This window comes from Salinibacter sp., from assembly GCF_042218895.1.
GTDB lineage: Bacteria > Bacteroidota > Rhodothermia > Rhodothermales > Salinibacteraceae > Salinibacter.
The window spans coordinates 8,533-11,327 of the sequence record NZ_JBDGQQ010000123.1 but is presented as its reverse complement, the minus strand read 5'-3'; the positions used below and the strand labels follow the sequence as shown (position 1 = coordinate 11,327).

Genomic DNA, 2,795 nt, shown 5'->3' with positions numbered 1-2,795 from the left:
GGGCTCCCTCAAAGCCCGACTGAGAGGCCCAGGTGGACGCGGCCGTTCGACGGGCTCTGCACGTTCGGATTGAGGGCGTACGTAGTGGTAATTCGCCCGATGGCCGTCCGGAGCCGAACGCCGACGCCGTAGCCTGGGTGCCAGCCGTGCGCGGCCGACGTGGAACCGAGAGCGGGCCGGGCCACGTAGCCGAGGTCGACGAACGCGTAGGCGTACGAGCCAGGGTCAAACTGAAATCGGTACTCGGCAAGCCCACGGGCTACGACATTTCCCAGGAAGCGATCCTCGTTGTATCCCCGGAGCGACGCGGCGCCCCCGAGTCGGAAGAGATCACTCCGGTCTCGAATGCCGTCGGGACTAAGGAGGATGGCTCCTTCCCCCCCTACAGCGATTACTTGCCGGACAGCGAGTGGAAGATATGCCCTGACGCGAGCGTGGAGGCGCTCTTGCCGAACGGAGCTAGTGGTGCGCGTCGTGTCCCCACCGGGAACGACGCGGCGGACCCGGCGCCGCTTCCGGCCCTGCGAAAGCTGAAGGTCGACTGAAACGCCCTGCCGGGGATTTTGGGGGCGGTCGATCGCTTGGTAGCGTACGCCAACCCCGTAGAAAAAGGTGGTCGAGCGCGGGATCCGCTGGCGGTCGTTGCGGAGGCGTGCACCGGCAGGGCCGGGCCGGACGACCTCGCGGTTCAGTGACCCCGTAATCTCGACGCCCCCTCCGAGACGGTAGCCGATCTCGAAGCTGTAGGTTTGCTCGTTGTACGTCGAGTCGCGCTGCTCCCCCCGAAACTGTCCCTCCGCTCGCAGTGGAAGCCCGAGCAGATACGGGTCCGACACGGCAACGTCGAAGACGCTCGTTCGTCCGGGTCGACGATCGAGGGTAAATTCTGCCGTCCGTCCCCCGCCGAAGATGTTCTTCAGCAGGAGGTGCCCGTTGCCCACAAGCTGTCCGGAGTCGCGGGTGCGGGACGGAGGAAGGTACCCCAGCACGAAGTCAAACGCCCCTGGAGAGGACTCTTCGATCGGGACCCGCAGCACGGCTCCACCGTCGGCGCCGACTCGCAGCTTCGGAGCCCCCACCTTCCGGAAAAGGGGCTTGTTTTGAAGACGTCGCCGGAGCGCCGCCGGATCATAGCTGCGCAGGGGCTGTCCTATTTCCAGGCCGGCGAGGCGGGCCAGAAGCTCGGGAGACGTCCGGGCGTCGTTGGGCACGTCGATGCGCTTCAGCCACAGCTTGGGGCCTTCGCTCACCCGCAAGGTGACCTGGAGGGCCGGCCCATCGTCGGTGGAGAGGCGCGTCTCGGCCACACGAATCTGCGCGAGCGGGTACCCGGCGTCTTCGTACCGGTCCAGGAGGGCCTGAATGTCGGCTTCAAGTCGGTCTGGGCGCAAGAGCTCCCCCTGATCCGTGTCCATCAGGCCGCGCAATCTCCGACTCGGCATCGCACTTGTGCCCTTAATTCGGAGAGTCTCGATCCGCACTTTCGGTCCGCGGTGCGCATAGATTCGCACCGACGCCGGCTGCGCACTCGTGTCCACGACTGCCGAGTCGAGGGTCGCGTAATAGTGTCCAGCCTGCCGGAGCTGACTCAGGAGACGTTGCCCTACGACCTGCAGGCTGTCGATGGACGCTGTGGGCTTGGTCGTCGGCCAGTCGGCGCGCTCACCGTCAAGGACGAGCCGCCACTGGACTGCCGGTGCGCTCATCCCGGCGGTTCCCTGTCCCTGCGCTCGTACAGGCTGTATGCCTCTTCCTCCCAGGAAAACGACCAGGACGAGCAACACGGTCCCGGCCGCCGGGTATATCACGTGTCGTGGGTCCTTTTTCATCGCGCCCCCTGCTCGATGACGTTCGTGCGCTGCGCCGCTGTGCTTCTCGCGCTTGGGCTCCTCGCCTTGTCCGGAGGCCCGAGGGTGGGATCCTCCGGGTCATACGAACCTGCGACACGGCGAGGGGTTGCACTGTCGGCCTCGGTCCGGTCGCTGCCGGCAGATACGCTGCGTGTAACTGCCGAACCGGACACCCCTCTCCTCCTCACCTTGCCCTCCTCCCTGGCCGAGCGCCCGGTTGAGCGCTACGTTCTCCTCAAGGGTCCCGCACTGAGCGGCGTCGCCGGACGGTCGTTCACCTGGATTCCCCAGGGGGCAGAGCCGGGGACGCACACGGTGCTTCTCCACGCCCGCCACCGCACCCCTCCCCCCGATACCCTCGTCCTCCGGATCGACCTCCCGTCGTAGCGCTCGCCCCTGCCGTTTCGTTCACCACTCTCTGCTTGCTGTGTCTCTCGACACCCTCTCCCCCACCAACCACCAGTACACGGCCTTCCGCCAGGACCTCTTGGACTGGTACGACGAACACAAGCGCTCGATGCCCTGGCGCGAGACGGACGATCCGTACCGCATCTGGGTCGCGGAAATTATGCTGCAGCAGACGCGGGTCGACACGGTGCGCGACTACTACCACCGCTTCCTGGAGGCTTTTCCGACCGTCGAGGCCCTCGCTGCGGCCGACCGTGACGAGGTCCTAAAGCACTGGGAGGGTCTCGGCTTCTACGCCCGGGCCCGCCACCTCCACGAGGCCGCCCAGCACGTCGTCGACGAGCACGACGGTACGGTCCCCGACACCATGGACGCCATCAAGGACTTGAAAGGCGTCGGCCCCTACACGGCGGCCGCCGTGCTGTCCATTGCCTACCAGAAGCCCCACGCCGTCCTCGACGGCAATGTCACCCGTGTGCTGTCCCGCGTGTTTGCCGTGGAAGAGGACGCCACTACCAGTACGGCACAGCGCCACCT

Annotated in this window: 3 protein-coding genes; 2 read left to right on the top strand and 1 reads right to left on the bottom strand. The window is 66.4% G+C overall.

The genetic code is table 11. The features are described 5' to 3' along the window. Positions 1 to 8 precede the first annotated feature (8 nt). Positions 9 to 1,706 (bottom strand): outer membrane protein assembly factor, encoded by a 1,698-nt coding sequence (locus ABEL04_RS11005; protein ID WP_375802443.1) that lies wholly within the window; start codon positions 1,704 to 1,706, stop codon positions 9 to 11. A 333-nt stretch (positions 1,707 to 2,039) separates the two neighbouring features. On the opposite strand from ABEL04_RS11005, the gene ABEL04_RS11000 reads away from it, so the two are divergent. Beyond that, a complete protein-coding gene (locus tag ABEL04_RS11000; RefSeq protein WP_375802442.1) occupies positions 2,040 to 2,237 on the top strand; it encodes a hypothetical protein in 198 nt (65 codons plus the stop codon). 40 nt (positions 2,238 to 2,277) lie between these two features. Next, positions 2,278 to 2,795 (top strand): A/G-specific adenine glycosylase (locus ABEL04_RS10995; RefSeq protein ID WP_375802441.1); only part of this gene is annotated, 518 nt, incomplete at its 3' end.